Genomic DNA, 18,059 nt, shown 5'->3' with positions numbered 1-18,059 from the left:
CCCACAACTTACGCGTGCGTAACCTCTTGCCCGGGCATCCAGCGCAGGTTGGGTTTGCGCGCTGCCAGGGCCTGGTCGAGGCGCCCAATCACCGTGGTGTGCGGCGCGGTCTTCACAATTTCTGGCTCTGTGCGCGTCTCTTCCGCGATCTGCTTCATGACAGCGATAAAGCTGTCCAGCGTCTCACGCGTCTCGGTCTCGGTCGGCTCGATCATCAAGGCCTCGGGGACGATCAGCGGGAAGTAGGTCGTGGGCGCGTACATGCCGAAGTCGAGCAGGCGCTTGGCGACATCTGTCGCGGTCACACCGGCCTCTTGCTTCTGCTTGCGGGCCGTGGCCACAAACTCGTGCTGGCAGATGAGCGGGTAGGAGATCTCATAATCCTCTGAGAGGCCATGCTTGACATAGTTGGCGTTGAGGATGGCGCTCTCCGAGACATGGCGCAGGCCATCGGGACCATTGTAGCGAATGTAGGTGTATGCGCGCACCAGGACACCGAAGTTACCCAGATTGGCGCGTACCTTGCCAATGGACTTGGGGCCCGCATCCTCCCAGGAGTAGCTGCCGTCTTCGTTCTTCATGGGCAGGGGACCCGGCAGGAAGGGCACGAGATGCCCCTTGACGCCGATGGGACCGGCACCTGGACCTCCACCGCCATGCGGAGTGCTGCATGTCTTGTGCAGGTTGAAGTGCACGACGTCAAAGCCCATATCGCCTGGACGTGTGATGCCCATGACAGCGTTGGCGTTAGCGCCATCATAGTAGAGCTGACCGCCAACCTCGTGAATCTGGCGCGCGACCTCCAGAATATTGGAGTCGAAGAGGCCCAGCGTGTTGGGGTTGGTTAGCATGATGGCGGCGACGCTCTTGCCATGCTGCTGTAAGAGTTTATGCAGGTGCTCCAAGTCCACGCCGCCCGTCTCGGGATTGGTCTTGACCTCGACGACCTTGTAATCAGCCAGGGTCGCGCTGGCGGGATTGGTACCGTGCGCGTTATCGGGGATCAGGACCAGGTTGCGCTCTCCCTCGCCCCGGCTCTGGTGATAGGCCTTGATGAGCATCAGGCCGGTCAGCTCGCCATGTGCGCCCGCCGAGGGCTGCAAGGTGACGCGGATCATGCCCGAGATCTCCGCCAGGTAGCGTTCCAATTCATACACAAGCTGGATCGCGCCCTGCACCGTCTCATCGGGCTGCAAGGGGTGAATATGCGCGAAGCCTGGCAGACCCGCCATGTCCTCGTTGATCTTGGGATTATACTTCATGGTGCAGGAGCCGAGCGGGTAGAAGCCGCTATCGACGCCAAAGTTGCGCTGCGAGAGATGTGTATAATGGCGGACGACTTCGATCTCGCTTACCTCGGGCAGGGGGGCCTCTTCCTTGCGCCGCATGTCCGCGGGCAGAAGCTCATCCAGCGACTCCATGGGGATGTCGAACGCAGGCATATTCGCGGCACGGCGTCCTGGCGCGCCCTTCTCAAAGATTAATGTCTCAACGCTCATGCCTGCACCTCCTTCAACACAGATACCAGGGTGTCGATCTCCTGCCGGGTACGGGTCTCCGTGACGCAGAAGAGCAGACAATCCTTCAACTCGGGATAGTGTTCTTCCAGGGCATAGCCGCCAATGATGTCGGCCTGGGCCAGCTTCTGCTGCAGTTTCGCAACCGGAATGGGGGACTTGATGACGAATTCATCATAAAATGGATTATGGAAGACAGGCTCAAAACCCGGTACCGAGGTGATCTGGCGGAAGGCGTAATGCGCCTTGCGCAGGCATAGCTCGCCCAGTTCGCGGAAACCCTGCTTGCCAATCGCGGCCATATAGATTGTCGCGCCAATCGCCAGCAGCGACTGATTGGTGCAGATATTGGAGGTGGCGCGCTCGCGGCGAATATGCTGCTCACGCGTCTGCAGGGTAAGCACATAGCCGGTCTGCTTATGACCACCCTCTTCCACCGTCTGGCCAACCAGGCGACCAGGAAGCAGGCGCATAAACTTCTGCTTGGCGGCCATAAAGCCCAGGGCCGGCGCGCCATAGCTCATGGGATTACCAAAGCTCATCAGCTCGCCCACGGCGATATCGGCATTGTATTCTCCAGGAGTTGCCAGGATACCCAGCGAGGCCGGCTCGGTAATGGTCGTAATAAAGAGACCCTTGCCCTTGTGCGCGATGGCCTCGATTGCGTGCGCGTCCTCAACACAGCCAAAGAAGTTCGGCTGCTGAATGATGACCGCCGAGGTCGAGGACGTCACTGCCGCGTCCAGCTCGTCAAGGGAGGTGACACCATCCTGAGTTGGAACCTCACGTACCGTAAAGCCGCGCGCGAAGGCATAGGTCTGCAACACCCGGCGATACTGGGGATCAACGCCGGTCGATATGACGACCTCACCACGCCCACCGGGGCCAAGGGCCACGAAGACCGCCTCAATCATGGCTGTCGCGCCATCATAGAGCGAGGCATTGGCTATGTCCATGCCGGTGATCTGGCAAACCATGGTCTGGAACTCGTACGTCGCCTGCAGGATGCCCTGGCTCACTTCCGGTTGGTAGGGCGTGTAGGACGTGACGAACTCCGAGCGGCGTTGCAGGTGCGGCACCACGCTGGGGATGGCCCGGTCATAGGTCCCGGCCCCCAGGAATGAAATGGTAGTGTCGAGGCTCTTATTGCGCGCCGCCATCCGCGTCACCACGCGCCGCAGATCTGGCTCTGCAAGCGCTTCCGGCAGATCGAGCGGGCGATCCAGGCGCACATTTTCAGGAACGGGAGTCAGCAGGTCTTCAATCGAAGAGAGGCCTATGCTTTCCAGCATGGCCTGCTGCTCTTCCGGTGTATTAGGCACATAACTCATGGATTTAAACATCTCCCTGGAGATTATAAAGGCTTTGGTCTTCTGCAAATCATAATCGGCAGGCCTCCTGCCATCTCCCCTGGGGAGTACACAGAGACCCGCATAAAGTACTAAAAATTGATCTATTATAATGGGATGAAGTGGTCAATGCAGACAACCTATTATATCGCATTGATGAACGGAATAGCCAAAAAGGATAAGTGGACATAGCCCTTCTTCATTAGCGAGCAAGAAAAAAGCCGCTGGGATGGGCGTTGCCCATCCCAGCGGCTTTTTTCTTGCTCGCTATCTATCTACCTTCGAGGTATTGCAAATACTGCTCGGCAGTCATCAGCTGGTCCAGCTCCGCGGTATTGGCAAGCTTGATCTTCAGCATCCACCCCTCATCATAAGGGTTATCGTTGATCAGCTCTGGGCGCTCCTTCAACTCTTGGTTGGCGGAAACCACCTCGCCGCTGAGCGGTGCCACAAGCTCGGAGGTCGCCTTGACCGACTCGATATCGCCGAACTTCTCTTCGTTACCAAGCGTCTGGCCGCCATCCCAGGGCAGCTCGATATACACAATGTCACCCAGCTGATCCTGAGCATAGTCCGTAATACCAATTGTCGCCTGGTCCCCCTCTACAAGGACCCACTCATCGGTCTTCGTATATTTCAGGTTAGCAGGATGGTTAAGGCTAGCCATCGTCTATCTTCTCCTTCAATGTATCTCTGTTTGTTCTATTCCCCACTTCACGGAAATTGTAGGGTCCATGCTTGCATGGACTAAAAGCCCACAACTAATTCTATTCCCCGCGCTTGTAAAAGGGAAGAGCGACCACCTGCGCGGCGACGCGTTTCCCGCGAATCTCGATCTGCACGCGTGTCCCCACTTTCGCATGTTCCGGGTCCACAAAGCCCAGGCCAATGCTCTTCTGCACTGTGGGCCCATGCGAGCCGCTGGTAAGAACGCCAATGCGCTGCTCGCCATCGTAAATGGCGTAGCCGCTGCGTGGCACGCCACGTTCCAGCAGTTCAATTCCCACCAGGCGCTTCTTCAGCCCCTGCTCCTTCGCCTGCTGGAGGGCGCTGCGACCAATAAACTCCACGCTCTTTTTTAGCTTGACAGTCCAGCCCAGGCCGGCCTCAAGCGGATTGGTCTCATCGTCCAGCTCATGCCCATAGAGGCAGTAGGCCGCCTCCAGGCGCAGCGTGTCGCGCGCTCCCAGGCCTGCCGGCAGCACCCCCTGTGGCTTGCCCGCTTCAAGCAGGGTCTGCCAGAGCTTGGCCGCGTCAACGGAGGGGCAGTACAGCTCAAAGCCATCCTCGCCCGTGTAGCCGGTGCGTGAGATCAGGCAACGAATGTCCGCAACCTGGCCTGGCGCGAAGTGATAATACTTGATCTCGTCCAGCTTGACGTCCGCCAGCGGTTGCAGAATACTCATCGCCAGTGGGCCTTGCAAGGCGATCAAGGCAGTCGTATCTGACTGATTAGAGAGGGTGACGTTGGCAAACTTCTGCGCGTGACTCTCGATCCAGGCATAATCTTTATCGATATTAGCGGCGTTGACGACAAGCATATACTGCTCTTCCGCCAGGTGATAGATCAGCAAATCATCAATCGTCGTGCCATCTGGTCGGCAGAGTTGCGTATATAATGCCTGCCCAACTGCCAGGCGTGAGACATCATTGGGCACAAGATATTGCAGAAAGGCCAGGGCATCGCTTCCCTCGGCCTTAAACTCGCCCATGTGGCTCACATCAAAGAGACCCGCCTTCGTGCGAACGGCCTGGTGCTCCTCGATAATGCCGCTATACTGTACAGGCATATCCCAGCCACCGAACTCCACCAGGCGGGCACCCAGAGCCCGGTGCTGTTCATAAAGCGGGGTCCTTTTTAAACTAGGGACGGCGCTGTCTTGTGTGGTCATACAAAAACTCCCATGCGTGCGCTCTAGAGGATCGATTACTCTCGCTATCTAATAAAAATACCAGACGCGCAAAGCTTCCGCTGTCCACTATAGCAAAATTTCGCTATGGCGACAATAACACGCTATCTCTGCGGCCCGCGTGCAAACTTCTGCTGTGCTATGACCAGCAAGCCTTGCAAGAGCGCGATATTGGGAACGCGCGCCACCAGCAGCCAGGCCCATGGCCGCGCATACCCCTTCACCGTAATCGTAATCAGCCCCCAGCGCTCATCCACAGAGAGGGCGCCGAAGAACTGCCAGGGCAAGAGATCCTGCCCATAATAAATACCATCTCGACTTAGCAGGAGTGGACCAAAGGAGACCGGCCTCCCCTGTTGTAGTAGCGTCTGCGCTAGTGAATACTGGTAGCGCGTGGCCTCGTGATCAATCGTGTCACACAGCTTCGACCAGCGCAGATAATGCTGTGGAATGTTCAGCGAAACTCCTCGATATGAACGCACAACATACGAATGTTTCAGAATGCTTGATCCCTTGGTCGCCTCGGTATGGGTCACATAATCCAGGTTACTCCACGATGTCGCATGCGGATTATCATAAGCGATATATGCCAGGCGGTTCGTATCAATCTCAAAATCCGGATCAGGCGTCTGCAGATCCACCTTATGCCAGATATACTCAATCTCATCCCAACGCAGCGCCACCCACCCCTCGCGATTCGTCGCCACCAGCCCCTGCTCATAGACCTGCACCGTCTCATGCCGATAACGCAGAAACAACGCCAGGCAGAAGCCAAAAACGATCAGCAAAATCACCCCGAAGAATCCCGCTATCCCTACCGTCAACATATGAATTTTTAACAGACGTACAGCCTCTAGTATTAGCCCCAGCGCAACCACACAAATAATCAGCGTCAACATTGTCTTCAACAGCATAACGTGGCGATACGTCGCACGCAGCGCCCCAAGATATGGACCCCCATTCTGGCCAGCATCGCTATATCGGGATTGTTGAACCATAAATACACACCCTTTGCTATCTCGCTTGCTATTATCCCTTATATCGTAACATCTATTTACATCATTTAGAATGGAATCCGGCAGCAAAAATCGCGCAAATTTACCTCCAGCTACAAAAATACCAAAAATATCCTCTGGTACCATACCAAACGTAATTGCATACAGTTATCCGTCTTAATAAGAGGACGCCCATGGAGGTGCGGGGCATCGCCCCCGAATAAATTCTCCTGCTGCCGCAGCACGGCCCGGTCTCGACTATGGAGGTGCGGGGCATCGCCCCCGAATAAATTCTCCTGCCACCGTATGCGGCCTCGGTCGGAAACTATGGGGGTGCGGGGGCAAAGCCCCCGAGTAATTTTTTTCTGCCGCCGCAGGCGGCAACGTGGAAAGAAGGGAAAGGGAAACACATGCTCGAAATATTACCAAAAATCGCCAAAATACAAGCCTCATACGCCACAGGCCAACCACTGGTCCTCCCACTCAACCTCACCATCAGCGTCAGCTATCGCTGCAACTCGCGCTGCAAAACCTGTAACGTCTGGCAGCGTCCCAACGACGACTTCACGCTAGAAGAATACGAACGCACCTTCGCCTCAATTGACCGCGCCGCCTACTGGTTCACCTTCAGCGGGGGCGAACCTACCCTGCGTCGAGACCTCCCCCAGATCATCGCTTCCGCTTACCGGCACTGTCGACCTGGCATCATCAATATCCCCACCAACGGCATCCAGGACGCCATCATCCCTGCGCGCATCGAGCAGGTCCTGCAAGCCGCGCCCGGCTCAGAAATCATTATCAACCTCTCCCTGGATGGCATTGGCGAGAAGCATGATCGCGTGCGTGGTGTCAAAGGCAACTTCGCCCGCGCCCTCAAGACCTATGCTGGCCTCAAGGCCCTCAAAGCGCGCTACAAAAACCTGACCGTGGGAGTACATACCGTCATCTCAAACTTTAATGTCGACGAATTTGAGCAGATCTATGCCTACGTGCGCGAGGAACTGCGCCCCGATTCCTTCATCAGTGAGATCGCCGAGGAGCGCGTGGAGCTGGACACCGTCGGTATGGGCATCACCCCTCCCCTACCCAAGTACCAGGCCGTTATTGAACGCTTGCAGCAGGGGATACGCCAATCCGAGGCCAGCGGCGTCTCACGTATCACCCAGGCCTTCCGGGATCGCTATTATGATCTCGTTAAACGCACCCTCGCCGAGCAGCGCCAGGTGATCCCCTGCCTCGCGGGCGTCGCCTCCGCCCAGATAGCCCCCAATGGCGACGTCTGGACCTGCTGTATCCGCGCCGAACCCATGGGCAACCTGCGCGAACACGACTATAACTTCCAAAGCGTCTGGAGCACTCCCCGCGCCGCCGAACTGCGACGCAGCATCAAGGCCGGCGAGTGCTACTGCCCCCTCGCCAATGCGGCCTACACCAACATGCTCTGTCATATACCCACTGTCAGCCGCGTGGCGCTCTCAGTCGCCCGCGAGAGCGCCCAATCGCTGATTACCCTGCGCCCCCGCGCTACCCAGGCTAAAACAGCCAGCCAACCATCATAAAAAGGAGCTACCTTACCATGTCCAATCCCATGTTCATCTGCCCCCAATGTGGCGAAAGCAATGAAGAGAGCGCCAAAAACTGCCGCGCTTGCCGTATCAACCTCTACTGGGCCGCGCAACACTACGCCGAACTGGCGCACATCAAACAAAGCCAGCAACAACCCTCACACCCCCCAACCGCCAGCTTCCTCCTCCAATCCAGCCAGCGTGCCGACCAAGGCCCCGTCGCCACCTGGCTGGCGCGCACCATCCAACGCTTCGGCCTCCAAAACGCCGTCCCTCCTAAATCCCCTCCCGACTAAACCACTGCTGTAGGGTCCATGCTTGCATGGACTCCTGGCTACACTGCATTGAACCACTGCGCCGCGAGCTGAATCCCCTCGCGCAGCCCCACGTGGGGTGCGTAGCCTAGCTCGCGGCGTGCCTTCTCAATACTATGCTTATTATCACTACCAAACATCAAAGCCCCCAACTCCGTAACCAGGGGTCGGGTCCGCGTCATACGCGCCACCAACTTCTCCGCGCAGATCGCCCCCAGGCGGATCGGCTGGTAAGGCAGGTGCAGCCTGGGGCGCTCTCCCCCCACGGCGTCCGCGATCTCATTAAACATCTCAAGCTGTGTCAGCGGCTGATCATTCGTAATGTTGTAGACGTTCCCTGGCGCCTGGGGATGATATCCCGCCAGAAGATAGCCCTGCACGATATCGTCAACGTAACAAAAGGGGAGATGATTATCGCCGCGCCCCAGAATGACGCCGCGCCCATGCCTCAACTTCTCTGCCATGCGCGCGAAATGCAGCTTATCGCCCGGCCCAAAGAATGTTCCCGGCCGAATAATCACTGTCTCCATCTGGCTTGTGAGCATCAGGCGGCGCACTAGCCTATCCCCCTCCGCCTTGCTCAAGCTATAGGGATCGTTATCGGGCCGCAGTGGCTCATCCTCCGTCAGAAATCGCCCATATCCCAGCCCATACACCGTATGCGAACTGGTATGCACAAACCGCCTCACTCCTGCCTCCATAGCTACCTTGTAGAGATTCCGCGTCCCCTCAACATTCACGCGGCAGTACTCCGCCAGGGGACGCCAGACCCCCATCATCCCCGCCAGGTGAAAGACCAACTCGCTCCCTCGCACAGCCTCCACCAGCGCACCAGCCTCCGTAATATCCCCACGCACCACCTCAACCCCCAGTCCCTCCAATGAACGCGCATCCTCAGCCGGAAGTACCAGTGCTCGTACCCGCTCATCCCTCTCCCGCAACGCCTTCACCAGGTGTCCCCCCAGCAACCCCGTCGCCCCCGTCAGCAATATTCGCATAAACTTTCCTCCTCACTCCCATCGCATATCTAGATTGAGCATTGTACAATAGAAAAGAAGATTTGCTTGTTCCATTACGCAACGAGTAAATGTCAGAGGCTAGTGCCAAAATTTCTAAAAGTACTAGTATTTCGATGTGTCACAGGTCAAGAAGACTTCTGCGTGTAATCTATAGTTCTTCTTACTTGTATGTTCACTCGGTGTACAGTAAAATTTTACTGACCTTATCACATTGACCTATCAATCTAGAAATGTTTTCAGAGGGAAGACACATGCAGAAACCAAAAGTTACTGATACCAAGAAAGCCCTGCAAGGCCAGGCGCCCGCAGACAATACCGCTCTCTCCGGCGAAGTGAAGGTTGTTTTTCCGGAATGGCCCTCCTCCCGGCCCGGCCCACGCACTACTCCTTCTCCCACCGGCATGAAGCCCATCAATGCCATTCGTCGCGAGCAGGTGACCGAGGTTGAGTACAACCAGGAGACCGGCGTCTCCGAAATCCGTGGCGCCGAGGAGAAAACCTCGCCCTTCATCCACAAAAAGCCCAAACAACGCCTCTAAAAATATTAGGTGGAAAAAGAGTGGGGAGTAGATGCCGACATGCGTCGGCATCTACTCCCCACTCTTTTTCCACCTGACCAGGACGCTCGTGATCCGCCCTACGCTCTTTTTATACCGGGGTAATAGGGGTGTTGCGGCGGTGTCGCACCGCCGCAACACCCCTATTACCCTGCGAGCCACGCAGTGGCGAGAAGTGTCATATACCGATATGTAGGTATTTTATATGTAAAATACCTACATATCGGTATCTATTTTTACAAAGGGCGGTGTATAGTATTTTTAGGCAGAGTATTCCGCCCTTAACGGGCCAAAATTGGGCAGTGCGAACCCATACGGTGTTAGGAAAGGAGTACAAGCCATTGCAGGGGTCTGCAAGTTGCCGAAATGGAAGAGGATATAGTGCGAACGCAGCGAAAAAGCTGGAGCGAACTCCAGCCACCACATATACTACAGCGTGTATTCAAGACCGGTGCCCTGGCGCTACTAGGCATACTCTCGATTGGTGTTGCCCTGGGACTCTCTATGCAGAATGTCCAGGTCGCAGCCGCCGAGGCGTCTCAGTGTGCAAGCGTGGAGAGCGCAAGCCAGCAGCAGCACCTGTCAGATCAACATGCCCAATCTTCTCAACACTCCTCCCGCAATCAACTTGTATGCCATAACAATGGAAAAACATCGCCATACCAGAACGAGTCTCTCAAGGCTGCCGATGCGGAGGAGGGCGTGAACAACGCCGCGAAGGGAGAGAATGCGCAGCCTTATCTACAACCCCTATCGTTGCAACACAATGGGGGAGGGCCACAACAGCCCCCATATATCAGCCAGTTTCCCTGGCTTGATTCAGATGATGAGATAGACTACAACAGCTTCCCCTTTGGAACCTGTACCTGGTATGCCAATAAACGTTTCCATGACCTCTACGGATACTATGTCCCATGGAGCCATGGTGGTGCCATGGCCTGGCAATGGGCCGACCGCGCGGCCGAATCAGGCTGGAACGTCTCCTCTGCCCCCACCGAGGGAGCCATTATCGTGCTCCAGGGTGGCGTGCAAGGTTCAGGCGGAGCAGGCCATGTCGGAGTCGTAGAGCATGTTCTAGACGACGGATCAGTGATCGCCAGCTCCATGAACTGGCAACCTAATCCACGCGCCGTCTCCTACCAGCATTACTACCCCGGCAAGGGTGTATCTTTTGTCAGCCCCCAATAAAAAACTATATATAGCCAAACTACCTTTCTTATGCTTGCCAGCGCGAGAGAGGTAGCCCCTATAAATGGCTGTCGTATCGAGACCCCATGCACCTTCTTTTTGCAGGAAAGAGGCAGACTGTACCCGGCTTCGCCAGGCACAATCTGCCTCTCCCTCTTCCCTGAAATACCCCACAAAACCTATTGAACGATGATTGACGAGTATGGTATTATTGAAGCGTTGGGCCTGTAGCTCAGTGGATAGAGCGTCGGTTTCCTAAACCGTGCGTCGGAGGTTCGAGTCCTCTCAGGCCCACTTCTCCACAATTCATCCACATTTTTTCCACATGCACCCCTTCTGAAGAAATCGCGTCTACATAGTATAATATCCATATCTAACAAAAGCCCTTACAGCGCAAAGGATATTTTCATGAGTGATGGGTCCGCCCAGGATATGGTCTTTCCTTCCTCCCTTCGTATCGAGGATCAGGAGTTCCTCCTCGAAGATCGCACCGCTACCGACGTTATCTACCACACCACCAGCCTGGCGAAGATCGCCGGTCACCACATCGGCCTCCTGCTGGTCTTCTCCTTCAACGAGGGCTGGCATGTCGGCCTCCTCCTCGAAAAAGACCCTCTCGCCTTCTTCGATGGCATCTTTGCCAGCGCCGAGGATGCCGTAGACATGGCCACAAGCTTTATGACCCATCCCGCCAACATCCAGAATATCGTCAAGATGAGCCACCGCGTCAAAGACCCCCAGGTCCTCATGATCGAGTGCCTCTCGCCTGATACATCGGATTAGAACGTTTCTCAATCTTTGACAATACATGCGTCAATCAACATGGCAGCGAATAGCGACCAGACTGCCGATGCGAAAGAATTTACAATTGAGGCATCATCCCTCTATGCCTGGTTTGCTACCTGGCTTGATGACTGCCCTATTAAGTGAGAGAAACAAATGAGCGATCCCTCGCGACTACGCCAGGAAACGGAAAAGTTTCTTCAGTGTTTACATGACCCTCAAACGCGCTTACATGCCAGCAGCGACCTGGATTGGATCCTGGAAAATGGTGATGCCTTTCAACTTGAGGAGGTCGGCTCCATTGCCTCAATGCTGCTGAAAATGGCCCTCGAGGAGGCTGATAATGAAGCACGAGAGGATCTGTTCTGCCTAGTAGAGACCGCTGAACGCTATAACCCTACCCGCGAATACCTTGACTATGAGGCCCTGGCAAGCAAGATTACTTCATTTCCTTCATTACACGGGCTGGACTTTGCCATCATGATCTTAGGTTCCTCGCATCAACAGGCCCATTTCCCTGTGTTAGGGACTTTTCTTGAACATGAGTGGCTGTCGATACGCCTTCTGACCATGGATGCCATTACTGAGCTATGGCTGGATATAAGCGATAACGATCCCGAAGTGAAGCATCTGGCCAACCCGGATGCCGCGCGCCATCTCTCGTTCTTGCACTGCAACCCTCGAATGCATACCGTCTCCGAAGCCGAGATGGAGCAACTCTTCAAGGCCTACCGCGACGATACTATACGCAACTTGCATACTTGGCTGGCTACAAAGCGCTAAGCCACTTTGATCTCCTTCAGCGTTTTTTCAGCAAAAACCTCCTGATATTTCAATCCAGCTTGCTATGCTAGCTCTCGAAGGCAAGACCATACCTGCTCTCTTGTCTGTAAACCTATCAAGGAGGAAATACTATCCTATGTCACACGAGCAAAACCCTGAAGTCGAGAACAGTACGTCTCTCGACAAGATTAATCCGCCCTCACCTCGCTTTAAGCCAGTTCATCTCTATGCCCTGGTGAGCACATGCCTGATGCTCGCGGCCTTCGTCGCAGGCGGCATCTTTATGCACACAGCCCAGGCCTCTACCAACACGTCTCTTCTAGCTAACACAAACCTGGTTGATCTCTCCAAGTGCAATCCGGGGAAGCAGCCCGATCCCAATACCGTCCATATGATCGGCACGATTACCGCCATCAACGGCTCCTCGCTTACCCTGCGCCGCTATGACAATGGGGCGACTGTCTCGGTCACCACAACCTCTTCCACAGGGTATGGGAGCAAGCTGGCGGGCAAGGCCATCTCATCTCAAGATTTGAAGGTTGATGACTTTATCCAGGTCGATGCCGTATATAGTGCTGATAAGGCTCTGACCGCCCAATCTATCACGGTTGTGCTGCCACCCTCCTCCAGCGAGAAAAAGCCCTCTTCCGAGAGCGATAAGCAGAAGCTCGAAGATTCGGCCAAAACCAACCAGACCGGCATCGTGGGACGCATTACCGCGATCCATGGGGCAACGCTTACGGTAAGCGGTTTTAAGAATAGCAAGACCTATACCGTCAATACTAGTACCAGCACCGAGATCGCGAGCAAAATCGCTGGACACTCGATCTCCCTGAGCGAATTGAAGGTAGGCGATTTTATCATGGCAGATGGTACGCTAGCTAGCAATGGTTCACTGGATGCTCGCCAGGTGGTTGTCGGACCACTCCCCTCGGACATTCCAGCCTGCAACCAGCCCAGCAAGTAATAACGCCGTTTTCTAGGACAATGACGCTACTAAGGCACGTTTCCTACATATGACCTCGTTCTGTTTGATATGTAGACGCGTGCTTTAGCAGCGTTTACATATCAAACAGAACGAGGTCATATGGTATCTTCTCCCGAAGCACAAGAGCACATGCCTACCATCTTGCTCGTCGATGATGAGCGGCAGATTATTGAGTTTCTGCGCATGGGCTTTGAGTATGAGGGCTTTACCGTCCATGTAGCCATGACCGGCCACGGGGCCCTGCAAGCTGTGGAAAAGCACAAACCCGATATTGTGATCCTCGACCTTATGCTCCCCGGCCTGGATGGTATGGCCGTTGCGCAACAACTTCACGGCATCTACGATACCGCCATTATCATGCTGACGGCCCGCGAGGAGGTGGAGGATCGCGTGGCTGGCCTTGAGCTAGGGGCCGACGATTATGTGACCAAGCCCTTTGCCTTCAAAGAACTCCTGGCTCGTGTACGCGCAGTCCTTCGACGACGCGGTTTGCAGCTTGGCAATGTGCTGGTCTTTCAGGATATCACGCTTAACCGTACCACCCGTGTCGTACGCCGTGGTACACGCGAAATAGAGCTGACTCCGCGCGAGTTTGAGCTTCTTGAGCTATTTCTCTCTCATCCCCGCCAGGTGCTGACGCGCAACGCCATCCTGGCGCGTATCTGGGGCTACAACTATGTCGGTGATGATAATGTCATCGAGGTCTATGTCAAACACCTGCGGGAGAAACTTCAGGATCTCCCTCCCCAACTACTGCAAACCGTGCGTGGCGTTGGCTATGTCCTGCGCGAAGTGAAAAGCTGAGGTGATCCTATGCGCCGCTTTTCCTGGCTCTCTCTCTGGCTCAATCGCCTTCCCCTGCGCTGGCGTGTGGCTCTCGTCTCCTTTGGTCTGCTGGCGCTGATCTTGATTACGATGGGTATTGTGGTTTCAAGCGTCGAGGAACAGGTGCTCCTCTCCAACCAGCTCAGCGCGCTTAACACTCAGGCGGGCATTCTGATCCAAACTTCAGGTGGCCAGTCTAATATCCGTGCTAATTCTCAGCCTCTCTCGAAGGAGATGGCGGGCAAAATCGCTGGGAGCGCGCAAAACTTTGTTGATAAAAGCACCCTCGTGACGATTCTCTCGCCCGATGGTCATCTGCTGGCTCAGAGCGACGGGAGAACGAATTCCACATATCTCTTTAGCTTCGAGCAGGAGCAACAATTACTACAGCAGTTGCACAAACAGGGCCATGCCGACATGGTTGCGACCACTCCCAACGGACAGCGCGAACTGGTGGTGCGTTATAGCATTTTGGCGATGGATAAGCAAAGCATGACTTATGCCGGGGGTATCCTGCAACTTCAAAGCTCGACCACCGTTATCGATAGCGCCGTCTCCTCCACACGCCTGCTCCTCTTTATCGCCATCGCTATCGGCCTCCTTGTGGCCGCTCTCCTGACGCTACCCCTGATTCGCCAGGCCCTGCGCCCCCTGACCGAAATCGAGCGCGCCAGTATGCGTATCGCCAGTGGTGATCTCACTCAGCGCCTCTCCGAACCCCCAACCCAGGACGAGCTTGGCCGCCTGGCCACGGCCTTCAACGGTATGGTCATCCGCCTGGAGCACATGTTTGCGCGCCAGAAACAATTTGTGGCCGATGTCTCCCATGAGCTACGTACCCCCCTAACGGGCCTGGGAGGAAGCCTGGAGATGCTGCTGCTGGAAGCCGACAATGGTGACGCGGCGGCTAAGCGTCGCCTGGTTCTTGGCATGTACAACGAGGTCGAGCGTATGCAACGCCTGGTCTCTGACCTGCTCGTACTCTCTCGCCTGGACGAAGGCCAGGTGAAACTCAGAAAGACCCACATCGATCTCTGCCAACTCCTGACCAATGTAAAAGAACAGGCCGATATTCTAGCTCAAGGTCAGCATATTACCCTTGATTTGCCCAAACAATCCCTCTCCATTGAAGGCGATAGCGACCAGTTGCGTCGCGTCTTCCTCAACCTCATTGAGAATGCCATCAAGTTTACCCCTCCTGGTGGAGATATCACTCTGCGCGCTCTGGGTAAACAATGCGAGGGTCGCTCCCTGGCCTGCGTAGAAATCACCGATACCGGCCTTGGTATTCCCGCCTCAGCTCTCCCCCACATCTTTGATCGCTTCTACCGCGTCGATCAAGCCCGCATACGCACCACCGCCCAGAGTGGCAGCGGTCTGGGCCTCTCCATCGCCCAGGGCCTGGTCCAGGCCCACGGCGGTACCATTACCCTCACTAGCACCCCCAACCAGGGCACCACCGTAACCCTCCAATTTCCCATAATAGGTTGCTGTCATGCTCTTACATAGGCGCCACATTTCAGGCTTTGCTGGCAAATTTTGTCCGGATATCCTCATGAAGGATATCTTCCCTTTCATAGGTGCCCGATTTATCGCGCATAAGGCGATTTATCGCACGAATACCGAAAAGCGGGCCTCTCGCATCATGAGGATAGGCTCCTCTCTCTGGCGATTTCACGCCCCGCCAGGATAATCCACGTCGGAATCAAAACCAACGAAGGCAACAACCCGATAAAATGCGTCGTATCAAACGGTGCGACGAAAGAGTAGCCACCCAGGAACACGGCTAGGAGTAGCCCCACAACGCGCATCGCCCCCTTCTGTCCCCAGGAGGTCGTGGCGAACCAGACCGCCGCCGAAATATGCCCACCATACTTCAAAGCGATATACGTCGCATGTGGCACACCATTCAACTGCATGATCTCGGTCGCCATGTCAATCGCAATCCAGCCATAGCCCGCCGCCTTCCCCCATCTCGGACCCGGCAACGCATCCACAACCGGCAGCAACGTCATATGCGTCGCGATCCCTAACACACAAAATAGCTCGCTTAACAACGGCGCCCCACTCGGACTCGCATCCCGCAATGCCGGAACAAAAAAAGCCAGCAAACGCACGATCCAGAGTCCCGCCGAAATATATGCCACCCGCCCCACTATCCGCCTCATCTTACCCGCAACAGCCTCAGACTGCTCAACATAAGTACTCATTATGCCATCCTTGCTATAAAAGAAATACATACATCGATAACAGTATAACGCATGAAAAACTATCTGCCAAGCTAAAACCTTCCGATAACATGTTTAAAACTACCCCGTCCCATAATATGTAGACGCGTACTTTAGTAGCGTTGTCCCCCCGCCGCCCCTCCACCCTGAAACTTTTCTGTTTTTCCGATAGTAATTAAGATATAGCAGAACAGTATCCCACGCATGGCGAGGGGTACACTATCATCTTCCCGCCTTCGTCCAAAGAGCAAAGGAAAAGCACATATGGCCACGAAAAATCCAGAGGAACAAACTCCCCCATCTCAAATCGATGACATCCAGCCCGGTATGTCAGTCGCGGCCACTGAAGGCGACCTGGGCGAAGAGGATGTCAGCAAACCGAAGGTTGAGCAAGTCGTACGTGATAGCCAGGGCCGCGTCCAAAAACTCCTCGTGCGTAAAGGTACCGTTTTCCATAAGCAATTAGAGATTCCCGCCAACCGCGTTCAAAAGGTCGATGCACCAGACTCCCCTCACGATAGCCATAATCCTGGCACGGTGACAATCGACATTGATAAGAGCGAATCTAAACGTCTAACTGCCCAGGGCCGCGAGCAGATCGAGACCGAGGCCGAGCACCAGCGAGAGAACGACTTGTTCGACGAGCTTCAAGAGCATATCCCTACCGCTGAAGGCCTGCGCCAGATGGAGGCACATCCCGGTATCGACGCTGAAGTGGCCCGAGATGTGGAGGAGCAAGCTTCTCAGAAGAGTGATAAAGCCAGCCTCTTACGCATGCTTGGCCCTGGCTTCCTGAGCGGTATGGCTGGTAATGATGCCTCAGCCGTTGGCGCCTATTCGCTTGATGGCGCCCAGGTTGGACTCGCGCACCTCTGGCTAATGCTGCTGGCGACTCCCCTCTACCAGGCGGTCCAGTATAGCTGTTCTCAGATCGGCCGCGCCACCGGCCAGGGCCTGGCCGAGGTGTTACGCACTCACTATGGTCGTCGCGTGGCTAGCGTGGCCTCGTTGGTGCTGATTATCGCTAATGTGGCGCTGATTACTGCTGACCTGGTCGCGGTCAGTAGCGGCTTTGAACTCCTCACGGGTTCACGCATCAATTGGATCTGGTTTGTCATTCCCGTGGCCCTGATCCTCTGGTACCTGTCCGTCTACCGCAACTTTGAGTCCATCAAGAAGGTCTTTCTTGTGATGAGCCTGGCCTTTGTAGTCTATCTCGTGACCTCCGTCCTCTCAAAACCCGCCTGGGGCGCGGTCCTTTTTAATACCTTTGCGCCCCACATTGGACTCTCCTTCGATAGCATCAGTAGCGCCGTGGCCCTGCTAGGTGCCACCATCTCGCCCTATACGATCTACTGGCAGATGCAGGGCGAGAAAGAGGAGAAACGCCTGGGCAAGACGAAGCGTCAGCAATCACGCTACGCTGCCCTCGATATCGCCCTGGGAGCCGTGAGTGGTAACCTGGTCGCCTACTGTATTATTCTAACTGCCGCGACTACCCTCTTTACTCACCACAAGACGATTCAAACCGCTTCAGATGCGGCAGTCGCCCTCACTCCCATCCTTGGACCCTACGCTACCTACCTCTTCGCGATTGGCTTCATTGGCGCGGGCCTGGTCGCGATTCCCGTCCTGCTCGCCAGTACATCCTATGCTGTGGCAGGCACCTTCGGATGGCCCGTGGGTCTCTCCAAGAAGCCCTGGCAGCGCGAAGGTTTCTACCTCATCCTTACCTGCGCGCTAGTGGTAAGCCTGGCCCTGGCCCTCTGCCACTTCGATCCCATCACCCTACTCTTCTGGGCCAACATCCTCAATGGCGTCTTAACCCCCATCCTGGTCATCTACCTGCTCATCATCGGCAATAGCCGCAAGGTAATGAAGCAGCAGCGCCTGGGCTGGCTGACCAATACCGGCCTCATTATTACCGCCCTGGTCCTCACCACAGCCGCCCTCCTCCTCTTCTACGGCCTCCTGACCGGCCAGAGCCACTAAAAAGTGGATAATAAAAAACACAGTGGTGGCCTCGCATGCGAGGCCA

The 18,059-nt window shown here is 55.5% G+C and carries 18 protein-coding genes and 1 tRNA gene; 12 read left to right on the top strand and 7 right to left on the bottom strand.

Annotated features, from left to right (window positions below; all coding sequences use genetic code 11):
- Positions 1-8 precede the first annotated feature (8 nt).
- The 5 genes from gcvPB to JMJ04_RS46435 form a co-directional block, all read right to left on the bottom strand.
- Complete coding sequence (gcvPB, locus tag JMJ04_RS07820) at positions 9-1,499, bottom strand: aminomethyl-transferring glycine dehydrogenase subunit GcvPB (protein WP_201369965.1); 1,491 nt, start codon at positions 1,497-1,499, stop codon at positions 9-11.
- Positions 1,496-2,848: an aminomethyl-transferring glycine dehydrogenase subunit GcvPA gene (gcvPA, locus tag JMJ04_RS07815; protein WP_201369964.1), complete on the bottom strand. Its 1,353-nt coding sequence runs from the start codon at positions 2,846-2,848 to the stop codon at positions 1,496-1,498. The genes gcvPB and gcvPA overlap by 4 nt, the downstream gene beginning before the upstream one ends.
- A 289-nt stretch (positions 2,849-3,137) precedes the next feature.
- A complete protein-coding gene (gcvH, locus tag JMJ04_RS07810) occupies positions 3,138-3,533 on the bottom strand; it encodes a glycine cleavage system protein GcvH (protein WP_157507285.1) in 396 nt (131 codons plus the stop codon).
- A gap of 100 nt (positions 3,534-3,633) precedes the next feature.
- A complete protein-coding gene (gene gcvT, locus JMJ04_RS07805; protein ID WP_201369963.1) occupies positions 3,634-4,758 on the bottom strand; it encodes a glycine cleavage system aminomethyltransferase GcvT in 1,125 nt (374 codons plus the stop codon).
- Between the two features lie 122 nt (positions 4,759-4,880).
- The gene (locus JMJ04_RS46435) at positions 4,881-5,774 is read right to left on the bottom strand and encodes a DUF6585 family protein (protein ID WP_236037952.1); all 894 of its coding nucleotides are present in this window, start codon (positions 5,772-5,774) and stop codon (positions 4,881-4,883) included.
- A 407-nt stretch (positions 5,775-6,181) separates the two neighbouring features.
- Here JMJ04_RS46435 and JMJ04_RS07790 point away from each other — a divergent pair, with 407 nt between their 5' ends.
- Both JMJ04_RS07790 and JMJ04_RS07785 read left to right on the top strand, forming a co-directional pair.
- Complete coding sequence (locus tag JMJ04_RS07790) at positions 6,182-7,330, top strand: radical SAM protein (protein WP_201369960.1); 1,149 nt, start codon at positions 6,182-6,184, stop codon at positions 7,328-7,330.
- A 17-nt stretch (positions 7,331-7,347) separates the two neighbouring features.
- On the top strand, positions 7,348-7,632 hold the full coding sequence (locus JMJ04_RS07785; protein ID WP_201369959.1) for a hypothetical protein: 285 nt from the start codon (positions 7,348-7,350) through the stop codon (positions 7,630-7,632).
- 38 nt (positions 7,633-7,670) lie between these two features.
- Here the strand turns inward: JMJ04_RS07785 and JMJ04_RS07780 are convergent, their stop codons facing one another.
- Positions 7,671-8,648 carry an NAD-dependent epimerase/dehydratase family protein gene (locus tag JMJ04_RS07780; protein ID WP_201369958.1) on the bottom strand — a complete coding sequence of 326 codons (978 nt, stop codon included), beginning with the start codon at positions 8,646-8,648 and terminating at the stop codon, positions 7,671-7,673.
- Between the two features lie 272 nt (positions 8,649-8,920).
- Between JMJ04_RS07780 and JMJ04_RS07775 the strand changes: the two genes are divergently transcribed.
- The 9 genes from JMJ04_RS07775 (at position 8,921) to JMJ04_RS07735 (ending at position 15,302) form a co-directional block, all read left to right on the top strand.
- Positions 8,921-9,208 carry a hypothetical protein gene (locus JMJ04_RS07775; protein ID WP_201369957.1) on the top strand — a complete coding sequence of 96 codons (288 nt, stop codon included), beginning with the start codon at positions 8,921-8,923 and terminating at the stop codon, positions 9,206-9,208.
- Positions 9,209-9,239: 31 nt separating this feature from the next.
- Positions 9,240-9,422 (top strand): hypothetical protein, encoded by a 183-nt coding sequence (locus tag JMJ04_RS07770; protein WP_201369956.1) that lies wholly within the window; start codon positions 9,240-9,242, stop codon positions 9,420-9,422.
- Positions 9,423-9,607: 185 nt separating this feature from the next.
- Positions 9,608-10,414 carry a CHAP domain-containing protein gene (locus tag JMJ04_RS07765; RefSeq protein ID WP_201369955.1) on the top strand — a complete coding sequence of 269 codons (807 nt, stop codon included), beginning with the start codon at positions 9,608-9,610 and terminating at the stop codon, positions 10,412-10,414.
- Positions 10,415-10,635: 221 nt separating this feature from the next.
- A tRNA-Arg gene (locus tag JMJ04_RS07760) sits at positions 10,636-10,708 on the top strand.
- Positions 10,709-10,822: 114 nt separating this feature from the next.
- Positions 10,823-11,197 carry a hypothetical protein gene (locus tag JMJ04_RS07755; protein ID WP_201369954.1) on the top strand — a complete coding sequence of 125 codons (375 nt, stop codon included), beginning with the start codon at positions 10,823-10,825 and terminating at the stop codon, positions 11,195-11,197.
- Positions 11,198-11,353: 156 nt separating this feature from the next.
- Positions 11,354-11,980, top strand: a complete 627-nt coding sequence (locus JMJ04_RS07750; protein ID WP_201369953.1) for a hypothetical protein — start codon at positions 11,354-11,356, stop codon at positions 11,978-11,980.
- 136 nt (positions 11,981-12,116) lie between these two features.
- Positions 12,117-12,947, top strand: coding sequence for a DUF5666 domain-containing protein (locus JMJ04_RS07745; RefSeq protein ID WP_201369952.1), 831 nt, complete (start codon positions 12,117-12,119; stop codon positions 12,945-12,947).
- A gap of 120 nt (positions 12,948-13,067) precedes the next feature.
- The gene (locus tag JMJ04_RS07740; RefSeq protein ID WP_201369951.1) at positions 13,068-13,772 is read left to right on the top strand and encodes a response regulator transcription factor; all 705 of its coding nucleotides are present in this window, start codon (positions 13,068-13,070) and stop codon (positions 13,770-13,772) included.
- Positions 13,773-13,781: 9 nt separating this feature from the next.
- Positions 13,782-15,302: a sensor histidine kinase gene (locus JMJ04_RS07735; protein ID WP_201369950.1), complete on the top strand. Its 1,521-nt coding sequence runs from the start codon at positions 13,782-13,784 to the stop codon at positions 15,300-15,302.
- Between the two features lie 134 nt (positions 15,303-15,436).
- Here the strand turns inward: JMJ04_RS07735 and JMJ04_RS07730 are convergent, their stop codons facing one another.
- Positions 15,437-16,003: a hypothetical protein gene (locus JMJ04_RS07730; RefSeq protein WP_201369949.1), complete on the bottom strand. Its 567-nt coding sequence runs from the start codon at positions 16,001-16,003 to the stop codon at positions 15,437-15,439.
- 282 nt (positions 16,004-16,285) lie between these two features.
- On the opposite strand from JMJ04_RS07730, the gene JMJ04_RS07725 reads away from it, so the two are divergent.
- Positions 16,286-18,013, top strand: coding sequence for an Nramp family divalent metal transporter (locus tag JMJ04_RS07725; RefSeq protein ID WP_201369948.1), 1,728 nt, complete (start codon positions 16,286-16,288; stop codon positions 18,011-18,013).
- Positions 18,014-18,059 lie beyond the last annotated feature (46 nt).

Source organism: Ktedonobacter robiniae (assembly GCF_016587375.1).
Taxonomy (GTDB): Bacteria; Chloroflexota; Ktedonobacteria; order Ktedonobacterales; family Ktedonobacteraceae; genus Ktedonobacter; species Ktedonobacter robiniae.
Note: the sequence above shows the minus strand (reverse complement) of the source record. Positions and strands in the feature narration are given on the sequence as shown.

Bases quoted from the DNA above. Each gene is read 5' to 3' on its own strand.
- gcvPB (WP_201369965.1), bottom strand. From the start codon at position 1,499: ATGAGCGTTGAGACATTAATCTTTGAGAAGGGCGCGCCAGGACGCCGT.
- gcvPA (WP_201369964.1), bottom strand. From the start codon at position 2,848: ATGAGTTATGTGCCTAATACACCGGAAGAGCAGCAGGCCATGCTGGAA.
- gcvH (WP_157507285.1), bottom strand. From the start codon at position 3,533: ATGGCTAGCCTTAACCATCCTGCTAACCTGAAATATACGAAGACCGAT.
- gcvT (WP_201369963.1), bottom strand. From the start codon at position 4,758: ATGACCACACAAGACAGCGCCGTCCCTAGTTTAAAAAGGACCCCGCTT.
- JMJ04_RS46435 (WP_236037952.1), bottom strand. From the start codon at position 5,774: ATGGTTCAACAATCCCGATATAGCGATGCTGGCCAGAATGGGGGTCCA.
- JMJ04_RS07790 (WP_201369960.1), top strand. From the start codon at position 6,182: ATGCTCGAAATATTACCAAAAATCGCCAAAATACAAGCCTCATACGCC.
- JMJ04_RS07785 (WP_201369959.1), top strand. From the start codon at position 7,348: ATGTCCAATCCCATGTTCATCTGCCCCCAATGTGGCGAAAGCAATGAA.
- JMJ04_RS07780 (WP_201369958.1), bottom strand. From the start codon at position 8,648: ATGCGAATATTGCTGACGGGGGCGACGGGGTTGCTGGGGGGACACCTG.
- JMJ04_RS07775 (WP_201369957.1), top strand. From the start codon at position 8,921: ATGCAGAAACCAAAAGTTACTGATACCAAGAAAGCCCTGCAAGGCCAG.
- JMJ04_RS07770 (WP_201369956.1), top strand. From the start codon at position 9,240: ATGCCGACATGCGTCGGCATCTACTCCCCACTCTTTTTCCACCTGACC.
- JMJ04_RS07755 (WP_201369954.1), top strand. From the start codon at position 10,823: ATGAGTGATGGGTCCGCCCAGGATATGGTCTTTCCTTCCTCCCTTCGT.
- JMJ04_RS07750 (WP_201369953.1), top strand. From the start codon at position 11,354: ATGAGCGATCCCTCGCGACTACGCCAGGAAACGGAAAAGTTTCTTCAG.
- JMJ04_RS07745 (WP_201369952.1), top strand. From the start codon at position 12,117: ATGTCACACGAGCAAAACCCTGAAGTCGAGAACAGTACGTCTCTCGAC.
- JMJ04_RS07740 (WP_201369951.1), top strand. From the start codon at position 13,068: ATGGTATCTTCTCCCGAAGCACAAGAGCACATGCCTACCATCTTGCTC.
- JMJ04_RS07735 (WP_201369950.1), top strand. From the start codon at position 13,782: ATGCGCCGCTTTTCCTGGCTCTCTCTCTGGCTCAATCGCCTTCCCCTG.
- JMJ04_RS07730 (WP_201369949.1), bottom strand. From the start codon at position 16,003: ATGAGTACTTATGTTGAGCAGTCTGAGGCTGTTGCGGGTAAGATGAGG.
- JMJ04_RS07725 (WP_201369948.1), top strand. From the start codon at position 16,286: ATGGCCACGAAAAATCCAGAGGAACAAACTCCCCCATCTCAAATCGAT.